This is a genomic window from Aeromonas sp. 600724, assembly GCF_049175135.1.
GTDB lineage: Bacteria > Pseudomonadota > Gammaproteobacteria > Enterobacterales > Aeromonadaceae > Aeromonas > Aeromonas veronii_A.
This window is the reverse complement of the sequence record NZ_JAAKUM010000002.1, coordinates 263,169-283,404: the sequence shown is the minus strand read 5'-3', so window position 1 is coordinate 283,404 and position 20,236 is coordinate 263,169. Positions and strand designations below refer to the sequence as shown.

Here is a 20,236-nt window from a genome sequence, read left to right as displayed (position 1 = left end):
ATGGCGCGTTAGCAAAGCGGTTATGCAGCGGATTGCAAATCCGTTTAGTCCGGTTCGACTCCGGAACGTGCCTCCATCTTCTCTCTATTTTCCCTGATTTATCAATCTTCGAGCCGTGAAGCTTGGTCAGTATCCTTGCTGTACCAGTAACTGTTCGCAGCCAGCCTGTTTCCACTCGCGCTCGAGATAGTGGCTCACATCCGCCATTTTTTGCCCCCGATATTGAAACTGCACCTCGGCACTGTGCTGGTTGAGATCCGCAATCCGTTGCTTCAGTGTGCCGCATTGCCACAGGCTGACCGTGGGCACGCCCCGTTCGGCCAGCACGATGGCATCTTCCCGATTCAGTTGCCACTCCTCCAGTTGTGCCCGTGTCAGGGCAACCATCAGCACCAGCAGTGCCACTTCCGGCAGTTTCATGCGTGTCTCCCTACTGCATGTTTTTCCCCTGATAACTGTGGCAAAGCGCACGATTTTTGCAAGTTTGTTAACTGTTGGTTAATGACGTAACCCGTTTTCAGTATTTCCCGTTTTTCACCATTTTTTTATAAAAAAATGCGTTGGTGATGTAGTAATCCTACATGGAGTGGGGTAATCTTTGCTCAGTGGTCTTACCAGTAAGGAGTTACATCATGTTTCATCCCTTTTCCCTGACTCAGATTATTCTTCGTCGCATTTATGTATTGCTGGTGGGCATTCTGGCTTTCCCCGTGATGCTGTTTCGCAGCGATCGTGCCCGCTTCTACAGCTATTTGCACCGGATCTGGAACAAAACCAGCACCAAACCGGTGTGGCTCAAAATGAGCGAGCGTGGCGAGCGGATCTTCTACTAAACCCCATTCGCACCATGTGCAAAAAGAGACAGCCAAAGCTGTCTCTTTTTTTATCTGCTTGCCGCAACTCCTGGTCCCCATTTGTTTGTTGTTTGTTTCTTGCAAGTTGCATCCAGCCCTGCCTGTTGGCGGTGCTTTTTTATGTCTGACGCATCTCTTTTGATGGAAGCAGTGAAGAAGATTAACGGGATGAAAGCATCAAACGGCACTCTTTTTTGTTCATAAAATGGTGGTCGGCAAGAAATTTTCAATGATGAAATAGCTGTTTAAAATCAATTGATTGAGTGTTTGCCTTTGGGTTTTTTAACTCTTTTTATGTTTTTTTTGAAAGGGAATATCCCGTTTGCCGGTTCTATTGCAGGTACCCGGTTGCGACAAATCGGGGATATCAGCAACATCCAACGACATCAAAAGGAACATGAACATGAATGTTAAAAAAAGCACTGCTATCGCCTCCGCCATGACCGGTCTGCTGGCGCTGGGCGCCCAATTTATCGCGGCGCCAGCCATGGCTGCCGATGAAAAGGAGAAGTGCTACGGCGTGGTCAAGGCCAGCAAAAATGACTGTGCGACCAAGAGCAGCTCCTGCGCCGGTACCGCCAAGGAAGATGCTCAGGGTGATGCCTTTGTGGTGATGCCCAAAGGGCTGTGCGAGAAGCTGGTCGGCGGTTCGCTGCAACCCAAGTAAGAGACATCGGGCAGGGGATGGCCAATGGGTCGCTCCCTGCATCTTCTCTGGTTGGCGAAAGCGAGTCTTGCGATGAACCCTTTGATTGGTATCGGATTACGCACTCCCCATTACGATGAGATCCGGCAAACCCTGCCGGCAGTCGGTTGGCTGGAGGTGCATAGTGAAAATTACTTCGAACGGCACAGCCACGGTTTTCAGGTGCTCGCCGAGCTGGCGCAACACTACCCCGTCAGTCTTCACGGCGTTGGCATGTCCCTCGGTTCTGCCGATCCGCTCGATCCGCACCATCTGCAGCAGTTGTCGACACTGGCTGCGGCGATCAAACCGGTACGGATCTCCGAACATCTCAGCTGGGGCAGCATTGGCGGGCGTTACTTCAACGATCTGCTGCCGGTGCCCTATAACCGCGCCTCTCTGCGCAACATGAGCGACAAGATCCAGCAGGTACAACAGACCCTGGGTTGCCGCATGTTGATTGAAAATCCCTCCTCCTATCTGCAACTGCCCGGGGAGATGAGCGAGTGGGAATTTCTGGCCGAGCTGCAGCAGCGCAGCGAGTGCGGCATCCTGCTCGATCTCAACAATCTCTATGTCAGTGCCTTTAACCACGGTTTCTCTTGCGATGAGTATCTGGCGGCGATCGATCTCGCCACCGTCGGGGAGATCCATCTGGCCGGTTATACCGAGAAGCTGCTGCCGGAAGGCTCCCTCTATATCGATACCCACAGCGCCCCTGTGGTGGAGCCGGTCTGGGAACTCTATCGCCAGATCTGCCGCAAGCAGGCCATTCCCACCCTGATTGAGTGGGACCTCGAGATCCCGCCGCTGCCGGTCTTGCTGGCAGAGGCGGCGAAGGCCGGCGCCATTCTGGATGAGGCGCGTGCCATGAGTGCACCACGGGAGGTGGCCCATGGCTGAACTGGCACAGCTGCAACAGCACTTTGCCGATGGTCTGCTGGGGGCGCCTGACGCCATTTCCCCTCACATCAGCTCCCGGCTCTTTTCTGCCGAATCTGTGCTGCAGGTCTATCGCAACCACTTCATCCTGAGCCTTGGCGAGGTGCTGGCGAGCAGTTATCCCGCCGTCAAGGCTATGGTCGGGGATGACTTTTTTGCAGCGGCGGCCCGTGGCTTCGTATTGGCCGAGCCGCTCAGGGAAGGGAGCGTCATGCATTATGGCGCCGGATTTGGCCAATGGTTGGCCCGCTTGCCGACTACAACCGGGCTGCCCTGGCTGGAGGCGCTGGCTCAGTTCGAATGGCAGCTTGAGCGTGCCAGTCTGCTGCCGCTGGAATCACGCTGCTGGCCAGCCGAGCGTCTGGCCGCATTATCGCCGCAACAATGGGAGCGGCTGCGGCTGTTGCCAGCCACGGATCTGCTGCTGGTTGCCAGCGATTATCCGGTGCTGGCCCTGTGGCAGATGGCGCTGCACTGTGGTGAAGCGGTGGAGGTGCTTGATGCCCCCGTCTGGTTGGCACTGAAGAAACAGCCGGATTGCCGGGTTGCCCCCTTGCCCCTGACGGCGGGTGAGTGGGCGCTGCTACAGGATTGTCTCGCTGGTACGGCGCTGGTCGATCTGCTTGCGGCCGACCCTGCGGCCAGTGAACATCTCACTCGCCTGATAACCCTTGGTCTGCTGGTGGATATGGAGGTAATGCCATGATGGCAAACAAATGGCTGGCGCTGGCCAGCTCGAGTGGTGATTTGCCGCGCTGGAGCAGTGCTGGTGTGCTGTTGTTGGCGCGGCTTTGGGTCGCCTCGGTTTTTATCACTTCAGGCTGGCTCAAGCTGACGGCGTGGGATTCCACCCTCTATCTGTTTGAATCCGAGTATCAGGTGCCCCTGCTGCCCTGGTTGTGGGCTGCTTATCTGGGTACGGCGACCGAGCTGCTGTTGCCGCTCTTCCTGCTGGCGGGGCTTTTTACTCGCCCGGCCGCCTTGCTGCTGTTTGGCTTCAATATCATGGCGGTGATCTCCTACCCGACCCTCTGGGCGGGTGGCTTTTACGATCACCAGCTGTGGGGCTGGATGCTGCTGATCCTTATCATCTGGGGCGGCGGTGTGCTGAGCCTGGATCACTGGCTGACACGTCGCAGCCATTGATTTATCAGTGATTTCCCCAATGACAAAGAGCGCCACAAGGCGCTCTTTGTCATAATGACGGCCGGCGAAATTTCCCATGAGAGAAAAGGAGCAGCCAATGATCATTCGTCAGGCAAGGGCCGCAGATATTCCCACACTGGTGGCGCTGCGCATGGAGCTGTTTTGTGAGGTCGGTGAGTTGGTGACGCCGCAGGCAGACCCGGCCTTGTGGCAGGCCACCCTTGACTACTTTACCCGGGCGATGAGTGAAGAGAGGGCTCTATCCTGGCTGGCTGAGGCCGATACGCAGGAGGGCGGCAAACAGATCGTGGCGGCAGGGACGCTGGCATTGTTTGAACGGCCGCCCTATCCCGGCAATCTGGCGGGGATGGAGGGGTATCTGCTCAACATGTATACGCGGACACAATGGCGCCAGCAGGGGATCGCCACGGCGCTGCTCGATGCCATAACGGCCTTTGCCAGATCGCGTCAGCTGGGAAAGGTGTGGCTCCATGCCAGCGAGCAGGGGCGTCCACTCTATGAGCGGATCGGCTTTGTCGCCAATCCGGCCTATCTGGAGTGGGATCTGGCACCTTAATCGATGGGACCCCGTTATCCCTCTGCTTTCTCGTCTAAAGTTCATGCAGATGTGATGTAGTTGTAAACAGGTAACAGAGGGGCAGGGCAAGATGTTCAACTTCAAACTCAAAGCGGAATTACAAGCGTGTCAAATGCAGTTGGCCCAGGCCCAGGCATTTATTGATGCAGTAAAAGTCGGTGTCGCTACCATCAGTTTCACACCAAGTGGCGAGATCCTCGAGGCGAACCCGCTGTTTCTGAGTGTGGTGGGCTATAGCGAGCAGGAGGTGATTGGTAAACACCACCGGATCTTTTGTGATGCCCACTACGCCCAGTCATCCTCCTATGCCCAGTTTTGGGAACAGTTGCGTCAGGGGCATTCCCACAGTGGCATCTACCAGCGCATTGACAAACATGGCAGGGAGTTGTGGCTGGAGGCTACCTACTTCCCGGTCAAGGTTGAGGGCAAGGTGGTCAGGGTCGTCAAGATAGCCTCCGATATCACCGAGAGTTATCAGCAGTTGAGTCGTCAGAAAGCGATCATCTCGGCACTCGATCGGGCACTCGCCATTATCGAGTTCACCCCCAAGGGGGAGATTGTGACGGCCAATCAGAATTTCCTCTCCTGCGTCGGTTACTCCCTTTCGCAGCTCAAGGGGCAGCATCACAGGCTGTTTTGCGATGAGAGCTTCTATCGCGAGCAACCCCACTTCTGGGACGATCTGGCCCACGGCCAGCTCAAGTCGGGGCTGTTCAGTCGCCGTGACAGCCACGGTAACGAGATCTGGCTGGAGGCTACCTACAACCCCATCAAGGATGAGAGCGGCAAGGTGGTCAAGGTGATCAAGTTTGCCAGTGAGGTGACAGAGCGGATCAAGCGCGCCCAGGCAGTGAGCGAGGCGGCCAACATAGCCCAGACCATTTCGCAGGAGACCACCCGCTTTGCCGAAACCGGGTCTGAACTGCTGGCGGCATCGGTTGCCATCTCCAGCGCCATTTCCGAACAGGTGAGTCGCACTTCCGGCCTGATTGGCCAGCTCAATGAGCAGTCGAAAAGCATTGAAGCTATCGTCTCGACCATCAGCAGTATTGCCGAGCAGACCAATCTGCTGGCCCTTAACGCAGCCATCGAGGCCGCCCGGGCCGGCGATCAGGGACGCGGCTTTGCGGTGGTGGCCGACGAGGTACGTCAGCTGGCTGCGCGCACCTCCCTCTCGACCGGCGAGATCGCCAGCGTGGTTCAGAAAAACCGCGAACTGACGGCCCAGATCACTGGCAACATCAATGAGGTGGCCGCCAGTGCCCAGCGTGGCAAGGAGCAGATCGGCGAGGTGAGTGGCGTAATGGCGCAGATCGAGCAGGGCGCCATCAATGTGACCGAGACAGTCTCCAATCTGGCCATCGGCTCCTGACGGTTATTGGTTGTTGAACGAGGCACCGATCGGATGATAATCCCATCGGTGCTTATTTATTGCGCACTTGATATGCCAATCTGAACCCCTCCTGTATCGTCCCGCCATTGTGAATTGTCCTCTTCTGGCCCCTTGATTAGGCTTGCCGCCTCATTTATTTCAGAGCAGGAACAGAACAAGATGGCTTTACAACAGAAGGGGCGGGCAATGGCCCTGCTGGTTATGGTCGCGAGCATGGGGCTGGGCGGCTGTATGGGGCAGATGGGGCTTTCCGGCATGGTGACCAAGGGCAACCTGAGCGTGGTGGATAACCGCTACGGTCGGGCCGGTGTCTTTATGCTGCTTTCCCCTGTCTACGGTCTGGCCGCGACCGCTGACCTGTTCATTTTCAATACCATCGAGTTCTGGTCTGGCAAGAACCCCATCACCGGCAAATCCCCGGCAGTGGTGGACATGAAGGCCAATCCGGTGATCAAGGTGAACCAGCACCTGGATCCGGCCCTCAAGACGGTGCCGCTGGCCATGCTGCCGCAAGGGGTGCGCGAGGTGGAGATCAGCTACCCGGACGAGAGTACCGCCCAGATGGAGGTGCACTATATGGATGGCCGCCGCAGCATGATGCGTGGCGAGAAGCGTGGCGAGCTGATGGATATCTATTTTGATGGCAAGTTTGTTTCTACCCTGACCCGGTCAGAGCTGGAGCAGATGAGCGAGAACGCCCGCACGGCGGCTTGATCATCAGTGCCTATGCCGACAAGAACGCCCCGCAACTGCGGGGCGTTTTGCATTGGGTCTAGTCCGGCTGCTTGCGATGGAGCGGGGTGAGGATCAGCCCCAGCAGGCGGCGCAGGTGGGTGAGCTGTTCGGTCAGCTGGACGTTGAGCCAGAGGTAGCCATTGATGGCTGCCTCTGCGTTGGGCGGCAGCGATACCTGGGTCGCCACCTCGTGCAGGCGGGCGATGGCGGCATCGGCCCCGCGACCGTCACCGGTTTGCATCATCAGGGCAAGCTGGTTGATCGCCTCCTCGGTGGCCAGATGGCAGGCTTGCAGCGCAGCCGTGCTCTGCATCAGGAAGTGGCTCTCCCGATCGTTCCAGTAGGTGTTGGCCAGCATCTCAAGAGTGCAGAGGGTGTTGCGCATGGTGACCTGCACCGCATCAAACAGGGCGACGCTGTGGCGTGTCTCCTTGGCCGCCGGGGCCAGCAGGGCCCGCAGTTTGCCGGTCTGTGCCAGCAGTTGGGAGAGATTGTGCTTGAGGCGCGGGCGCTCCAGCACATTGGGGGATAGGTGGGTGTGATAGAGCCGCCCCGACTGCTGCAAGATCTGGTGCAACTGCAGGCGCCAGTGGCTGTAGGCCCGCTGGGGGTAGATGCTGCAAAAGAGCAGCGCCAGCAGGGAGCCCAGTATCACATCGGCACTGCGCCACAGCGCCGTCTCTATATCCCCCGGCATGGCCCCCATGGTGACTCCCAGGGTGATGCCGATCAGCAGCCCCACATAGGGGCGCTTGCCGAGGGCCAGATAGCCGCAGAGGAACATGATGCACCCGCACCAGATCAGGGTAAGTGGCAGCGAGTAGATCTCGAGATAGAGCGCCACCACCCCGCAACTGGCGCCGAAGATGGTGCCCACCACCCGCTGCAGGGCGCGGGAGAGCACATTGCCCCAAAACGAGATGGGGCCCATCACCACCACCAAGGTTATCAGCGGCCAGGTGCTCTCCGGCAGTTTCAGCTCGCGGGTCAGCAGAAAGGTGAGCATAAAGGCGAGCGCAATGCGCAGGCCATGGACGATCCGGTAGCGGCCATAGACCAGCAGATCGAGTCGGGAGAGGGGGGCATCAAGACGCACGGTCTGCCTCCTGTCAGGTGGGTGACGGGGCGCCGTGCATCCGGCCGACGCCCCGTCGGGATTTAGGCCAGTCGTCCCTGCAGGGGGTGGATCCAGACCCGCTCGCCAACGGCGATCCCGGGTTGATCCGGTACGATTTCAATCAGGCAGTTGGCCTCGGCCATGGAGCTGAGAATGCCCGAGCCCTGTGGCCCTGTGGTGCGCACCCGCAGCTGGCCGTTACGGTCCTGATGAAAGATGCCGCGCAGAAACTCGGTGCGTCCCGGGCGGCTCTTCATCTTCTCGTCTGCCAGTGCCGAGAGGCGCAGCGGCTGCCACCGCTTGCCTTGCAAGCGGGCGATGGCGGGCTCGACAAACTGCAGCACGCAGATCATCGCCGCCACCGGATTGCCCGGCAGGCCGAAGAAGGGGGTCTGCCCCAGCTTGCCAAAGGCGAGCGGGCGGCCCGGCCGCATCTGGATGCGCCAGAAATCGATCTGGCCGAGCTCCGCCAGCACCAGCTTGATAAAGTCGGCATTGCCCACCGAGACCCCGCCCGAGCTCAGCACCAGATCGGCGCTGGCGGCGGCCTGCTCCAGCTGCTGGCGCAGAATGGTCTTGTCATCGGGAATGATGCCAAGGTCCATCACCTCGCAACCGGCGGCGCGAATAAGGGCCATCAGGGTGAAGCGGTTGCTGTCGAAGATATGGCCGGGGGCGAGCAGTTCGCCCGGGGCCTGTACCTCGTCGCCGGTACTGAACAGCGCCACTTTCAGCGGGGTGCGCACGCAGAGCGATGCCTGACCGAGTGATGCCGCCAGCCCCAGCTGGGGGGCGCCAAGCCAGGTACCGGCCGGGATGGCGACCGCACCTTTGGCGAGATCTTCCCCGGCGAGGCGCACATTCTGTCCCGCCTGGATCGGTGCGGTGACCGTAACCCACTCACCTTCAATCAGCGTCTCTTCACGCATCACCACGGTATCGACACCGGGGGGCAGCGGGGCGCCGGTCATGATCTGCACCGCCTGACCGGCCAGCACAGGCTCGTGGCGCTGCTGGCCTGCCAGCACTTCCCCCACCAGTTGCCAGCGGCCGGCGGCGAGATCGTCGCTACGAAGGCCAATGCCATCCATCGCCGAGTTGGCGTGGGGCGGCACATTGATAGGGCTTATCAGATCGGCGGCCAGCACGGCGCCGTGGCTCTGGGCCAGCGGTTTGTCGCTGCAGGCCGTGCTCGGGGTGAGGGCCGCCAGAATGGCGTTGCGGGCCGCCTCGACCGAGAGAAAGCCCTTGCCCGCCTCCGGCTCCTTGCTCTGGCAGCCGTCAAGCCAGCGGCAGACGAAGTCGGCAATGGCCGCCAGATCGTTGATATCGAGGCGAGGCAGGCTTGTCTGCTGTTGTTCGCCACTCTGTTGGGGCTGATCGCTGGCCAGCGCGATGATGTCGCTGTCTTCGGGGAAGAGCAGCGGCTTGCCAATCTCGGCGCGGTGCAGCTCGATTTTCGGGAAGTGTTCGTGCTTGAACCCCTCGACCAAGAGCAGATCGAGCTCTGTTTGATCGAAGCTGGCCAGCAGCTGGCGAAAGTCCGCTTCGGCCAGCTCGGTCTCGCCGTGCGTTGTTTCAGTAATGCGAGCATGACGACGACGGGAGGCGACCATCATCTGCTGGGCACCCGCCTTGCGCAGACGATAGCTGTCTTTGCCCGGCTGATCGATATCAAAGTCGTGGTGTGCGTGCTTGAGCACCCCGATGCGCAGGCCGCGATCCACCAGCAGGGGGATCAACTGCTCCAGCAAGGTGGTCTTGCCGGTGCCGCTCCAGGCGGCGAAGCCGAGCAGGGGAAGGGTGGGGGCCGGGGTCATGAGGTGACTCCTTGTTGGGGGTCGATAGCCGGGGCGAGCAGACGGGCCTCGTAGGCGGCCAGCTCGGCAGGGCTATTGAGATTGATAAAGGCATCCGGCTGATCGGCAAAGCTCACCACCGCCATATTGTGGCGGGCAAACCAGATATCGATTTTGCGCTCTCCCTCTGCCAACGCAGCGGTGAGGGAGGGGAGCAGGGATTTGTGCAGCAGGGCCACCACGGGTTGCAACCAGTCGCCATCGTGGGCCACTACCAGCTCGGTATCCGGGGTCAGGGCGGCGCGAAAGCGGCTCATCAGATCCAGCGGCAGGGCGGGGCCATCGCAAGGGACAAACAACACCCAGTCGTGACGGGCGGCAGCAAGACCTGCCTGCATGCCCGCCAGCGGGCCGAGATAGTCGTTGTTGTCATCGCTGATGACCGGGGCCAGCGCCTGATAGCGGGCCTGACTGCGGTTGGCGTTGATCAATACCTCATCTACCTGGGGGCGCAGGCGCGCCAAAACATGGTCGATAAGAGGGCGTCCCGCCAGTGCTACCCATCCCTTGTCTTCGCCCCCCATCCGGGTGGCGCGGCCTCCTGCCAGGATCACTGCTGATACGGCAACGGGATCAGAGTGGCTGTCGCTTTTTGAAGTCATGTCGCTCGATGATTTTTAAAGGGGTCGTCTCTTGCAGCTGGCCACGGGCGAGGGTCCATTGCCGCTCGCACAGGTCGGTCAGGGCATTGCTCTGGTGGCTGATGACTACCAGGCCGCTGCCATGTTCCCGCAGATCTTGCGCCAATGCGGCCATCAGGGCAACCGAATGTGTATCCAGATTGGCGGTGGGCTCATCCATCAGCAGAAAGGCCGGTTGCAGTGCCCAGGCACGGGCCATCGCCAGCCGTTGCCGTTCGCCACCGGACAAAATGCTGATGTGCTCCCGCGCCAACCCCTCCAGCTCGACCCGGCGCAGCGCCTCGAACACCCGGATCTCGCTGCCGAGCTGTTTATCGAGCGCCCAGGCCACGTTGTCGTGCACCGTGCGATCGAACAGATAGGGAGTCTGGTGCAGATAGGTAACCCGGCCCGGCCCCAGATCCCGCTTGAGCAACCGGTTGAGCCGCTGTTGCCAGCGCCCCGGCAGATTGGTGTGGCCGCGTGTGGGTGCCAGCAGCCCCGCCAGGATTTTGAGCAAGGTGGTCTTGCCCACCCCGTTGGCTCCATGCAGCCAGATGGCATCCCCCGGTGCGATGGCGAGCCGGTCAATCTCGAACAGCTGGCGCTCGCCAAAGCGCATCGTTAGCTGGTGGGCGGTCAGGGCCATGGGGTACTCCTGTTGGTACACAGTGGGGGCATGGTCAGTTCTTCAGATAGCTGTGGCCGCGACAGGCCGTCAGCAGCAGGTTGAGCAAGAGGGCGAGGGTGAGCAGCACTATGCCGAGGGCCACCCCCTGAGTGAAGGCCCCTTTCTGGGTCTCCAGCGCGATGGCGGTGGGGATATTGCGGGTAAAGTGCAGGATATTGCCCCCCACCATCATGGAGCAGCCCACCTCGGTGACGATGCGGCTGAAGGCGCCGATGATGGCGGCCAGCAGGCCAAAGCGGCACTCGCGCATCAGGCCGATCAGCGCCTTGGGCCAGGAGACCCCCAGGGTCAGGGCAGTCTCCCAGGCGCGCCGATCGCTCTGGACAAACGCCGCGTGAGCCATGGTGGCGATCACCGGGAAGGCGATCAGCATCTGCCCCACCACCATCGCCTGCTGGGTAAAGAGCAGCTTCCAGTCGCCAAAGGGGCCGGCCCGCGACAGCAGCATATAGAGCAAGAGGCCAATCACCACGGTCGGCACCGATTGCAGGGTATTGATGCAGGAGAGCCAGAGCCAGCGGCCGGGCAGCGGCAGATAGGCCAGGGCAAAGCCCAGCAGCAAGGCGGGCAGCAACACCAGCAGCAGGGCGATGCCGGAGACGGAGAAGGAGACCCCCACCACCTGCCACAGTTCGGTGTCACCACTGAACAGCAGGGTGAGGGCCGCCAGCGTGGTATCGATCAAGGTCGGCATGACGCCTCTCTCTCATCGTGCAGGGCGAGGGCCGTCAATACGGTCGTGTCGATCAATGTCGGCATCAGGCGCCTCCCTCAGCGAACCGGGTGAGGGCCATCAAGGTCATCGCAGGGGTCGGGGTTGCCATTATTTCCCGTTGGCATCCGCCACAAACAGCGCTTGACCGGCTACCTTGAAGTCGCCGATCAACTTCTGGCCATGCTCGGAGACCAGCCAGTTCTTCAGGGTGCGCGCCCCTTCGGTGTTGAGGTCCGGGTAGCGCTTGGGGTTGACCAGGATCACCTGATAGGGGTTGAACAGGCGCTTGTCACCCTCCAGCAGCACGGCGAGATCCAGCTTGCTCTGGTAGGCGAGCCAGGTGCCGCGGTCGGTCAGGGTGTAGGCACCGAGCTCCGAGGCCATGGTCAGGGTCGGGCCCATCCCCTGGCCGATGGATTTGTAACCGGCAAACTCGGGTTTAACGTCTGCGGCTTGCCACAGGGTCTTCTCCTTGATGTGGGTGCCGGACTCGTCACCGCGGGAGATAAAGGTCTGGCCCTGTTCCTTGATGGCTTGCAGCCCCTTGGCCGCGTCGTGCAATTTAGCCAGACCCGCCGGGTCTTTCGCCGGGCCGACGATAACGAAGTCGTTGTACATCAGGTGTACCGGCTCGATGCCAAAGCCCGCATCAACGAACTTCTTCTCGGCAGAGGGGGCGTGGGTCATCACCAGATCCGCGTCGCCGTTTTCGCCCATCTTCAGGCTCTGGCCGGTACCGGCCGCCATCACCTGCACCGGATAACCGGTCTCTTTGGTGAACTGGGGCAGCAGCCAGCCCAGCAGACCGGACTGCTCGGTGCTGGTGGTGGTGGCGAGGCGGATCGGCGCTTTTGTGGCATTAGTATCCGCTTCGGCGTGGGCCGCACCGGCGATCAGCAGGCTGGCGGCGAGGGAGAGGGCAAAACGTTTGAGGCTGGTTTTAATCGTCATCGTGATGCAACTTTCAGGGTCGGTGAGAGAGGAAACGACCAAGCAAGCGGGGTGCCAAACTGATTCTGATAACAGAGATTAGCTCTTTGCCCTTAAAAAACAGTTATTTAATGGTGGCAATTAGGTGAGCCGGTTATCGCTTTTAATAATTGGTGTTGGTGATTTTGCTGCGGGAAGGACAAAATGTCCCACAAAGGTTCCGGTTATCGGGACATTCTTCGACCTTACCTGTATTCGAGGTACTTTTTTCCATGACAGCCTCTCCCGGTCTCTGGTCTGCCCTCTCCCTGCTTATCGTTGACGATGAGCCCGGCATGCGCAGTTTTCTGGCCAAGGCGCTGGCCAAGCGTTTCGCCCAGATAGAGACAGCCGCCAGTGTGGAGGAGGCGGAAGCCTTGCGCTGCCGCCTTCACTTCGATCTCATCATCGCCGATATCCGGATGCCGGGACGCTCCGGTATCGAGTGGCACGAGGCTATCGAGCCCGGCACCCGTCGCAGCGACATCATCTTCATGACCGGTTTTGGTGATATGGAGACCGCCCTCAAGGCGCTGCGTCTGGGAGCCTGCGACTTTATCCTCAAGCCTTTCAACCTGGAGCAGATGGTGCAAGCGGTGGACAGGGTCATCGAGCGCCGTCAGATGGAGCGGGAGAACCTGCTGTTGCGTCGGGAGGTGAGCAAGCTGTTCCCGCCCACTCTGATCGGCGACAGCGCCAAGACCCGCGAGCTCAAGACCCTGATCGCCAGAGTGGCCCCCTCCAACGCCGCCGTATTGGTGGAGGGGGAATCCGGCACCGGCAAGGAGCTGGTGGCCCGCGCCCTGCATCAGCTCTCTGGCCGGGTGGGGGCCTTTGTGCCCCTCAACTGCGCCTCTATCGCCCCGGAGCTTCTGGAAAGCGAGCTGTTTGGCCATGTGCAGGGGGCCTTTACCGGCGCCCGCAAGGGGCGTGACGGCCTGTTCCGGGTCGCTCATCAGGGGACGCTCTTCTTGGACGAGATCGGCGAGATGCCCCTTGCCATGCAGGCTTCCCTGCTGCGGGCGCTGGAGCAGAAGGCCATTCGCCCGGTGGGGGCCGAGCGCGAATTATCGGTGGATGTGCGCATCGTCGCCGCCACCAATCGCAACCTCAAGGTCGAGGTGGAGGCGGGCCGCTTTCGCGAGGACCTCTTCTATCGCCTCAACGTGGTGGCGCTGCCGGTTGCACCCTTGCGGGATCGCATTGACGACATCCCCGCGCTGGTACACCACTTTACCCGCCAGCTCACCGCCGAGATGGGGATGGGCTCCTTGAGCTGGACCCACGAGGATGTGGTGGCGATGCAGGCCTATCCCTGGCCCGGCAACGTACGCGAGCTGCGCAACCTCATTGAGCGCTGCCTGCTGCTGGGCAAGCCGCCCGCTGAATATTGGCAGAGCGTCAAGCCTGCCGAAGCCGGCGGGAGCGAGGCGGGCTACCCGCTGGAGTGGCCATTGGCGGAGGTGGAGAAGGCTCATATTCTGCAAGTGGTGGCGAGCCATGATGGCAACAAGTCGGCCGCTTCCCGGGTGCTCGGGGTGGCGCGCAAGACGCTGGATCGCAAGTTCAAGGAGTGGGCCATCGAATGATAAAGGGTGATCGGATGGGGTGGCGATGAAACTGACTCTGCTCCCCCGCTGCGTGCGAACCAAAGTGCGCTGGCGCCTGCTGTTGCTCACCTCGGTACCCATCATGCTCACCCTGGTGGGCATGATTGCGCTCACCCTCTACTGGACCCTCACCTACAGCTGGCAGAACCTGCTCACCACGGTGCGCAGCGACCTTGGCGTCGCCCATCATGCGGTCAGCGTGCAGCAGCAGCGTCAGGCCGAGCACCTCGAACATCTTCGGGATGCCTGGGCTTTTCAGCTGCGGCTGCGTGAGTCACCAACCCGGCTGGACGAGTGGGTGATGCCGCTGGCTGCCAACTATGGTCTCGATTTTCTGCGCCTGCGTAGCGGCGCCGAGCTTCAGGCTCTGACGGCGCAGGAGCTGACGACCCTGAATGCCGGGCGCAGCGTCAGCCACTTCGTGGTCTGGTCGCAGCAGGAGATGCTCGCCCTCTCACCGCAACTGGCCAAGCGGGCCGTGCTGTGGCGGCGGGATGGCACCAAAGCGGTGGAGAGCCGGGGGCTGATCAGTCTGTCATTGACGCCTGTGATGGGGCGCGACGGATCCCTTTGGGCAGTGCTGGAGGGGGGGGAGCTGATTAACGGCAGCACCCGGCTGGTGGATGAGATCAAGGGTCAGGTGTTTGCCAAAAACACCCTGCCAGAGGGGAGCATAGGTACGGTCACCCTGTTTCTCGATGATCTGCGGGTGAGCACCAATGTGCCGGTCAGCAGCAGCCGTCAGGTTGGCCGGGCGGTGGGCACCCGGGTCTCGCCCCCGGTGCGCGAACAGGTGCTGGGGCAGGGGGATATCTGGATAGACCGCGCTTTCGTCCACGACGCCTGGTATGTCTCTGGCTACGAGCCGCTGCTGGGAGCTAGGGGCGAACGGCTCGGCATGCTCTATGTCGGCTTTCTCGAGTGGCCCATCATCCGCACCTACCTCACCAATCTGGTGGAGCTGGGCTCCGGCGTAGTGCTGCTGTTGCTGCTCTCCGGCCTGCTGGTCTATCGCGGCGCGCGGGATCTCTTCACCCCCATCGAGCGGATGCACAAGGTGGTGCGGCAGGTGCAGGCCGGGGAGTCGGCCCGCATCGGCCCGCTGGCCCTCGACCCCGATCACGAGCTGGCCCAACTCGGTCGCCAGTTTGACGCCATGCTGGACAGGCAAGAAGCGCACCAGCAGCAGATGGCTCGCAGCGCCGACGAACTGGAGCAGAAGGTGGCCGAGCGTACCCAAAGCCTCGAGCTCAAGACTGCCGAGCTGGAAGATCATATCCATATGCTGACCGAGGCGCGCCAGCAGTTGCTGATCAGCGAGAAGCTGGCGGCCCTTGGCGAGCTTTCGGCCGGTGTGGCCCACGAGATCAACAACCCGCTGGCGGTGATCCTCGGCAATGTGGAGCTGATGAAGCTGGAGCTGGGGGAAGCGGCCGAGCCGGTGCGCGAAGAGCTGGCGCTGGTGCTGGCCCAGATCGAGCGCATTCGTGCCATCACCCGCAGCTTGCTGCAATACTCTCGCCCTGGCGATTACGAGACCGCGCCGGTGTGGCAGCACCTCAACCCCATCATTGAGGAGAGCCTGACTCTGGTGCGTTCCGCCCTGCGCCAGCAGCAGGTGGAGCTGGTGGCCGATCTCAGGGCCCTGCAGCCCATCGAGGCGGATCGCCAGCAGCTGTTGCAGGTGCTGATAAACCTCTTGGTCAACGCCAGTCACGCGCTGGGGGAGCAGGGGGAGATCCGGGTCGAGAGCCGCGACTGGGTCGATGAACTGGGTCAGTTGCGCGGGGCCGAGGTGCGGGTGATCGATAACGGCAGCGGCATCGAAGCGGCGATTATCGACAAGATCTTCGACCCCTTCTTCACCACCCGCGCTACCGGCACCGGGCTGGGTCTGGCCCTGAGCCACCGCATCATCAGTCGCTGGGGTGGGGAGCTCTTGGTGGACTCCACCCCGGGGCAGGGGAGCTGCTTTACCGTGCGGCTGCGCAGCCACGCCCTGCTGCCCAGCGGCAGCGAGCCCGCGAAACTGGAAGGGTGGCGCATTGCGCTCAATGCCGAGGGGCGTGAGACAAGCGATTGAGGCTGTTATAAAAAGGCCCGTTATAAAAACAGCCCGTCAACATGGTTGGCGGGCTGTTTTGTCGGTGGGTGAGTGGTTATTTACTGCGGACTCCACACCAGCTTGCCGCTTTGGGTCAGGTCATAGCCGCCGAGGCGGGCCGCCAGCTCGCGCCCCTCTGGGGATTGCAGCCAGCCGATCAGCTGTTGCAGCAGGGTACGAAAGAAGACCCCCTGCGGCATCACCAGATCGAAGCACTCCTGCGACAAGGGCATAAAGCCGAGGCCAAACTCGGTGGCGGTGCTCTGGGCGCCGGGCCCGACATCCGCATCGCCACGGCTGATGGCGGCAGCCAGCTCCCGCTCGCTGTTGACCTCAAGGGTGCGTTCCAGCCGGGTCAGCGACTCCCCCTGGGTTTGCAGCCACTCCTGCAGGGCGCGCTGGCTGCCGGCGCCTTCCTGACGCATGGCCCAGCGCCAGTCGAGCGCCTCTTTCGCCTCCTTGGGTTGCAACCCCTGGCGCAGCACCAGCCCCTGCACCCGCCTGAATCCATGAACGATCACCCATTGCCGGTGGCCCTGATACTGCTGCACCAGCGCCGGGTGGCGCAGGTGCGCCTCCTCGGCCTGCCCCCAGTGGATGGCGCAGAGATCCACATGGCCGCGGGCCAGCATCGCTAGCCCCTGACGGGTGCCGCACGGGGTGTAGCCCACCAGTGCCTGGGTGCCGAGCTGCTGGGCCAAGCGGCTGCTGGCGTAGTGCAGCAGCACGTCGTCTGAACCTGCCAGCAGCAGCCGGTCGTTCATCACCCCCTCGTGGCAGCTGCCGAGCAGCCAGCGATCGAGCAGGGAGCGCGGAAACAGCCACTTGCCGGTCGCCTTGGTGGCGGGGATGCGCGCCTCGTTGGCGAGCTGGTAGACCTTCTTCTCGTTGAGATCGAGGTATTCCGCCACCTGCTTCACGTTCATAAACTCATTCATGGCTTAATCCCGCATCCCGCGACCAGCCGGACTGGGCGCCAGCACCGGCGGCTTCTCGTCCAGCACCATATGGTCGTGGCCGCTGAATACCTCGAAATGGCGCCCCTTGGCGCGGGCAATCATGGTGATGCCGAGCTGGCGGGCGAGATCCAGTCCCATCTGGGTGACGCCGGAGCGCGACAGCAGCACTGGAATGCCCATCTGCGCCACCTTGATCACCATCTCCGAGGTAAGCCGCCCGGTGGTGTAGAAGATCTTGTCGTGGCCAGCCTCGCCGCGCATCCAGAGCTCGCCCGCCAGGGTATCCACCGCATTGTGGCGCCCCACATCCTCGACAAAGGAGAGGATTTCGCTGCCCCGACAGATGGCGCAGCCATGGACTGCACCCGCCATCTTGTAGGTTTCGTTATGGGCCGACAGCGCCTTGAGCAGGGCATAGAGGGTGCTCTGTTTAAGCTCGGGCGCCGCCAAGACCACCCCTTCCAGCTTCTTCATCACGCTGCCATACATGGTGCCCTGACCGCAGCCGGAGGTGACCGTCTTCTTCTCCAGAGACTTGTCGAGATCGGCGGCCTGCTGGCTGCTCACCACGGCGGCGGCCTCGCTCTCCCAGTCGACAATCACCGACTCGATGGCCGCAATATCCTCGATAAAGCCCTGATTTTTCAGATAACCCAGTACCAGCGCCTCGGGGCGGGCACCCAGTGTCATCAGGGTTACTATCTCCTTCCAGTTGAGGTAGACCGTCAGTGGCCGCTCACAGGCGATTTGGCGGGTGTTCATTGTGCCCTGCTCATCCATCACCTCGACGGCCATGGTGAGCTGGGCGGCGGCATTGCTTTTGATAAAGGTCGGTGTCATGGGCCCCTCGCGACCGGTTGCCGGGATCTAAGGGGAGGGATACAGCAAGTTTTGTTCCAGATTTCTGACTGAAGAATAATATGTTTTAAATTTAAGAGATGTTATTGATGTATATTTTTAAGTTTATTTTTGCAGTGCTGCAAAACTTTATTAATTAGACATTTTTAAGTATGCTCTATGGATGATGATATATGTGTTTAGAATGATTATAGATGGAGGGTATATTGAATTCAATTGAGCGATTTATTCTTGGTCGTTTGCTAAAAAAACCAGCGCCGGAGCGAATACCAAGAAGTGGGGATGATGCCAAAAAAGTTGACTGCTATGTAGTCTACTTTAGATCACGTGATAACTCATGGACATTGCTCTGTCATGAAGTATGCCATGGTGGCGTCACAGGAATGTATTGGGAAAATAATATGGAGTTTGGAGTTATATCAATTCCATTTTATCTTCTTGGTGAATATGAATTAGATATAACATATTTTTATGGCCCCTATGATTTACGATATGAATCAATTTTTCAATATTTTTATGAAGGGCTCATACCAGTTGACAAGATAAAGATTTTAATAGGAAAAAGGGCATCAGTTCCTTTTTAATAAAAAAGAACTGATTCGTTCTGAGAGAGTCGAAGTACTGAAGCTACTTCTTGAAAAAGAGCTAGATAATAATAGCCATGGTTATTGTACAAGTGCTATTAATTTATCTACGTTGTTATATACAGCACGCTGGGTTTTTCATCCAGATAAAAGTCGTCAGTTAAGATACAATGATCTGCTTCTTAAATCTCTTTTATTAAGTGGTGATTTGGAACGCTGTAATAATGGGTTTAAATTGTCACCACAAGCATTAGTTACAATATCTAATTATGAAGAGGAACAGAGGAAACATAGAGAAAATGTTGCACAGGCTAAGGCAATGAAATGGTTAACAGTTGGATTGATGATTGTGGGTGTAATTCAAGCAGTTATCACACTAAGGGGTAAATAGAAACGTAGGTTAGAATAGCGAAGCATATTCGAACGGTCGCGTATTTGAATTGTTGTTTATCTTGCCCGCCTACGCCTAGATGGAACAATCCATCCCGCCTTGGCCCCACTCTTGCTATGTCTTATCCCATTGTTGGCCGTGGCCGCCCTGAATGTTCTGCTGTGAACCGCTCCGAACGGGGTGGAGCATGGAGGAGGGCGGCCCGGCAGAGACCTTCTGATGGGAGCCGTGACAGTGCAAGAGACAACCAATACCTTGCCCCCGCAGCGCTGGCTGCAACTGGAGTTAAAGGCCATCGACAGCCAGATTGGCCGCTGGCAGAGCCGCCGTTTCGAGATTGCGGCGCTCCACCCCGCCGAACCTGAGGCAGCCGGTGCCTTGCCCCTTACCCTGTTTCGTGACGAGCGGGGGGATTATCGCTTCAATCTGAGCTCCGGCTCGCCCCGCCTTTTTGTCACCGGAAGCCGCGTGGACACAGGCTTTGTGGCCGATGGCCTGACCCTGAGCCAGACCGTGGCTGCCGCCTATATGGATGGCGAGCGGCAGGTGCTCTCCTGCCCGCTGCCCGAGGCGCTGCAAGCCTGGGTGGAGGCCTTTATCGGCCGCCACGGCGAGCTGCTGGAGGCCCGTCGTAAGGGCAAAAAGGGCAAGGGACGGGCGCAGGATCAGCTGGGTGTCGATACGGTAGATCAAGCCAGCTGTGGCGCCGTTAAAGCCACCGGCCCCGATGGCCGCGAGCGTGGCAGTGACAGCGGAAATCGCGCCCATGAGTGAGTTCCTTAAGCGCTGGTCGTCTCGCAAGCATCAGGCATTGCAGCCGAGGGAAGAGGCTATCCCCGAGGCGATTGCCGCCCCCATCGAAGGCAGTGGCGAAGGTAAAACTCCAGATACATCGCTGGATAGCCCCGTAGTCAGCACTGACAAGGGGAGCTGTGAATCCCTTGCTTTTGAGGGGGTTGAGAGTGGCGAACCGCCGCTGAAAACGGCGCAGCCGGGCAAGGCCAAACTCCCCGACAGGGAGGCGCTGCGGGCCATGTTTCGCAGCCACAAGCCGGATGGGCTCGACGACTACACCCAGGATTTCAGCCAGCCCGAATTGCTGCCTGCGGCCTTGACCGCCGGGCTGCGCAACTGGCTGGTGGATCAGGTGATCGCCCCGGAGAGCGAATCGGCCAATCCGGCCAGCGGGTCTGCTGAACCGGTGGCGGTTGCCAGCGAACCTGCCGCCGAGCAACACGAGCTGGCTGATAACCATTCTCAAACCCACACCGACGTTCGGGACATTTTGGTTTCCCGTGGTGGACAAAATGTCCCAACCAAAGATGGGGAAATGGAACCCTCAGGATCCTGACTCCCTGTCAGTCACTTTTTTTCCGGGGGAGTTGGCTCGCCTCTTGCTCTCTCGG

22 protein-coding genes and 1 tRNA gene are annotated in these 20,236 nt (G+C 60.1%); 14 read left to right on the top strand and 9 right to left on the bottom strand.

Features of this window, described 5'->3' with window-relative positions; all coding sequences use genetic code 11:
* Nucleotides 1-2 precede the first annotated feature (2 nt).
* Nucleotides 3-76: transfer RNA gene (locus G5168_RS03490), tRNA-Cys, on the top strand.
* A gap of 50 nt (nucleotides 77-126) precedes the next feature.
* Here the strand turns inward: G5168_RS03490 and G5168_RS03485 are convergent.
* Nucleotides 127-420, bottom strand: coding sequence for a hypothetical protein (locus G5168_RS03485; RefSeq protein WP_219264285.1), 294 nt, complete (start codon nucleotides 418-420; stop codon nucleotides 127-129).
* A gap of 212 nt (nucleotides 421-632) precedes the next feature.
* Between G5168_RS03485 and G5168_RS03480 the strand changes: the two genes are divergently transcribed.
* The 8 genes from G5168_RS03480 to G5168_RS03445 all read left to right on the top strand — a co-directional run bounded on the left by G5168_RS03480 (nucleotide 633) and on the right by G5168_RS03445 (nucleotide 6,332).
* Nucleotides 633-833 (top strand): YbfA family protein, encoded by a 201-nt coding sequence (locus G5168_RS03480; RefSeq protein ID WP_005334863.1) that lies wholly within the window; start codon nucleotides 633-635, stop codon nucleotides 831-833.
* A gap of 424 nt (nucleotides 834-1,257) precedes the next feature.
* Complete coding sequence (locus tag G5168_RS03475) at nucleotides 1,258-1,521, top strand: DUF2282 domain-containing protein (protein ID WP_005334862.1); 264 nt, start codon at nucleotides 1,258-1,260, stop codon at nucleotides 1,519-1,521.
* 72 nt (nucleotides 1,522-1,593) lie between these two features.
* A complete protein-coding gene (locus G5168_RS03470) occupies nucleotides 1,594-2,442 on the top strand; it encodes a DUF692 domain-containing protein (protein ID WP_421251844.1) in 849 nt (282 codons plus the stop codon).
* Nucleotides 2,435-3,187: a DNA-binding domain-containing protein gene (locus G5168_RS03465; RefSeq protein ID WP_216953114.1), complete on the top strand. Its 753-nt coding sequence runs from the start codon at nucleotides 2,435-2,437 to the stop codon at nucleotides 3,185-3,187. The genes G5168_RS03470 and G5168_RS03465 overlap by 8 nt, the downstream gene beginning before the upstream one ends.
* On the top strand, nucleotides 3,184-3,627 hold the full coding sequence (locus G5168_RS03460) for a DoxX family protein (RefSeq protein WP_158112124.1): 444 nt from the start codon (nucleotides 3,184-3,186) through the stop codon (nucleotides 3,625-3,627). The genes G5168_RS03465 and G5168_RS03460 overlap by 4 nt, the downstream gene beginning before the upstream one ends.
* Nucleotides 3,628-3,724: 97 nt before the next feature.
* The gene (locus G5168_RS03455; RefSeq protein WP_227342164.1) at nucleotides 3,725-4,204 is read left to right on the top strand and encodes a GNAT family N-acetyltransferase; all 480 of its coding nucleotides are present in this window, start codon (nucleotides 3,725-3,727) and stop codon (nucleotides 4,202-4,204) included.
* A 91-nt stretch (nucleotides 4,205-4,295) separates the two neighbouring features.
* Nucleotides 4,296-5,597, top strand: a complete 1,302-nt coding sequence (locus G5168_RS03450; protein ID WP_227342166.1) for a methyl-accepting chemotaxis protein — start codon at nucleotides 4,296-4,298, stop codon at nucleotides 5,595-5,597.
* A 180-nt stretch (nucleotides 5,598-5,777) separates the two neighbouring features.
* Nucleotides 5,778-6,332: a DUF3332 domain-containing protein gene (locus G5168_RS03445; RefSeq protein WP_227342168.1), complete on the top strand. Its 555-nt coding sequence runs from the start codon at nucleotides 5,778-5,780 to the stop codon at nucleotides 6,330-6,332.
* Nucleotides 6,333-6,390: 58 nt separating this feature from the next.
* Here G5168_RS03445 and G5168_RS03440 read toward each other — a convergent pair whose 3' ends face one another.
* The 6 genes from G5168_RS03440 to G5168_RS03415 all read right to left on the bottom strand — a co-directional run bounded on the left by G5168_RS03440 (nucleotide 6,391) and on the right by G5168_RS03415 (nucleotide 12,306).
* Nucleotides 6,391-7,449 (bottom strand): FUSC family protein, encoded by a 1,059-nt coding sequence (locus tag G5168_RS03440; RefSeq protein ID WP_227342169.1) that lies wholly within the window; start codon nucleotides 7,447-7,449, stop codon nucleotides 6,391-6,393.
* 62 nt (nucleotides 7,450-7,511) lie between these two features.
* On the bottom strand, nucleotides 7,512-9,290 hold the full coding sequence (locus tag G5168_RS03435; protein WP_227342171.1) for a bifunctional molybdopterin-guanine dinucleotide biosynthesis adaptor protein MobB/molybdopterin molybdotransferase MoeA: 1,779 nt from the start codon (nucleotides 9,288-9,290) through the stop codon (nucleotides 7,512-7,514).
* The gene (gene mobA / locus G5168_RS03430; protein WP_111900511.1) at nucleotides 9,287-9,931 is read right to left on the bottom strand and encodes a molybdenum cofactor guanylyltransferase MobA; all 645 of its coding nucleotides are present in this window, start codon (nucleotides 9,929-9,931) and stop codon (nucleotides 9,287-9,289) included. Before mobA ends, G5168_RS03435 begins: the two co-directional genes overlap by 4 nt.
* On the bottom strand, nucleotides 9,903-10,598 hold the full coding sequence (locus G5168_RS03425; RefSeq protein ID WP_005362120.1) for an energy-coupling factor ABC transporter ATP-binding protein: 696 nt from the start codon (nucleotides 10,596-10,598) through the stop codon (nucleotides 9,903-9,905). The genes mobA and G5168_RS03425 overlap by 29 nt, the downstream gene beginning before the upstream one ends.
* 34 nt (nucleotides 10,599-10,632) lie before the next feature.
* Nucleotides 10,633-11,334: an ABC transporter permease gene (locus tag G5168_RS03420; protein ID WP_201997971.1), complete on the bottom strand. Its 702-nt coding sequence runs from the start codon at nucleotides 11,332-11,334 to the stop codon at nucleotides 10,633-10,635.
* Nucleotides 11,335-11,463: 129 nt separating this feature from the next.
* The gene (locus G5168_RS03415) at nucleotides 11,464-12,306 is read right to left on the bottom strand and encodes a substrate-binding domain-containing protein (RefSeq protein WP_201997972.1); all 843 of its coding nucleotides are present in this window, start codon (nucleotides 12,304-12,306) and stop codon (nucleotides 11,464-11,466) included.
* A gap of 251 nt (nucleotides 12,307-12,557) precedes the next feature.
* Between G5168_RS03415 and G5168_RS03410 the strand changes: the two genes are divergently transcribed.
* Nucleotides 12,558-13,913, top strand: a complete 1,356-nt coding sequence (locus tag G5168_RS03410; RefSeq protein WP_421251843.1) for a sigma-54-dependent transcriptional regulator — start codon at nucleotides 12,558-12,560, stop codon at nucleotides 13,911-13,913.
* A 25-nt stretch (nucleotides 13,914-13,938) separates the two neighbouring features.
* On the top strand, nucleotides 13,939-16,017 hold the full coding sequence (locus tag G5168_RS03405; RefSeq protein WP_421251842.1) for a sensor histidine kinase: 2,079 nt from the start codon (nucleotides 13,939-13,941) through the stop codon (nucleotides 16,015-16,017).
* An 80-nt stretch (nucleotides 16,018-16,097) separates the two neighbouring features.
* On the opposite strand, the gene G5168_RS03400 is transcribed toward G5168_RS03405, so the two are convergent.
* On the bottom strand, nucleotides 16,098-16,964 hold the full coding sequence (locus tag G5168_RS03400) for a helix-turn-helix transcriptional regulator (RefSeq protein WP_013723539.1): 867 nt from the start codon (nucleotides 16,962-16,964) through the stop codon (nucleotides 16,098-16,100).
* 15 nt (nucleotides 16,965-16,979) lie between these two features.
* The gene (locus G5168_RS03395) at nucleotides 16,980-17,837 is read right to left on the bottom strand and encodes a formate dehydrogenase accessory sulfurtransferase FdhD (RefSeq protein WP_202001990.1); all 858 of its coding nucleotides are present in this window, start codon (nucleotides 17,835-17,837) and stop codon (nucleotides 16,980-16,982) included.
* Nucleotides 17,838-18,061: 224 nt separating this feature from the next.
* Here G5168_RS03395 and G5168_RS03390 point away from each other — a divergent pair, with 224 nt between their 5' ends.
* The 3 genes from G5168_RS03390 to G5168_RS03380 all read left to right on the top strand — a co-directional run bounded on the left by G5168_RS03390 (nucleotide 18,062) and on the right by G5168_RS03380 (nucleotide 20,181).
* Entirely contained in the window at nucleotides 18,062-18,439 is a 378-nt protein-coding gene (locus tag G5168_RS03390; protein WP_421251841.1) for a hypothetical protein, read from the top strand.
* Between the two features lie 610 nt (nucleotides 18,440-19,049).
* On the top strand, nucleotides 19,050-19,604 hold the full coding sequence (locus G5168_RS03385) for a DUF3305 domain-containing protein (RefSeq protein ID WP_421251840.1): 555 nt from the start codon (nucleotides 19,050-19,052) through the stop codon (nucleotides 19,602-19,604).
* Nucleotides 19,597-20,181, top strand: coding sequence for a DUF3306 domain-containing protein (locus G5168_RS03380; RefSeq protein WP_111900506.1), 585 nt, complete (start codon nucleotides 19,597-19,599; stop codon nucleotides 20,179-20,181). Before G5168_RS03385 ends, G5168_RS03380 begins: the two co-directional genes overlap by 8 nt.
* Nucleotides 20,182-20,236 lie beyond the last annotated feature (55 nt).